Here is a 670-nt window from a genome sequence, read left to right as displayed (position 1 = left end):
CACCGGCAGCGTCAGCGCAGAAGAAGCGGGCGGATGATCCGAACGATGACGGCGGTCGCCTTCACACCGAGGGGAGGGTGTGCTCAGACTCGGGTCGCGCTGACCATGCCGGGGACATGCAATTGCGTGATCACATGAAAGTGCACGCCAGCTGACCGCTGGTGCCCCCACAGTGCGCGTCTGCCCTGCGTTGTCTGCGACCGGCCTGGCGGCAAACGCGCGATCGCACCGGCCGCGTCCTCGGGCGCCGGTGCGCGCACCTGCCCCGGGACGGCGGTCTCCTGCCGATACGGTCGTGGTCTTCCTTCTGCGGGAACAACCCTTGTACGAACGATCAGGGCGAGGGGGCGCGGACGACGACGTCGTCACCCCGCAGAGACAGGATGAAAACGGCTCAATGAACCAGGCGCGAGTGACCAACGTAGTAACTAAGGAAGATGGTGTACGTCAGCACCGAGGTGCGCGTCAGGCTTTTCCCACCGGAGGTCAGTAAGTTGAAGCAGCAGCGCATGAAGACGAAGACCTGGGCCGCCCTCGCGGTCTGCGTGGGTGCCACGATGGCGTCAGCAGCCGCCGTCGTGCTACCGAACAGCGGTGGCGCGAACCCTGGGGACTCAATGGACTTGGGGCGGTTCTTCTCAAGCCCGGGCCGGGACTCTGCTGTCGTGGC

1 protein-coding gene is annotated in these 670 nt (G+C 65.7%); it reads right to left on the bottom strand.

What is annotated here, in order from left to right:
• Positions 1–394: 394 nt before the first annotated feature.
• A partial coding sequence (locus EHS43_RS47295; protein WP_221740833.1) for a hypothetical protein occupies positions 395–670 on the bottom strand: 276 nt, incomplete at its 5' end.

The organism is Streptomyces sp. RP5T (genome assembly GCF_003933965.1).
In the GTDB taxonomy this organism is placed as follows: domain Bacteria; phylum Actinomycetota; class Actinomycetes; order Streptomycetales; family Streptomycetaceae; genus Streptomyces.
This window is presented reverse-complemented; position numbering and strand designations above follow the sequence as displayed.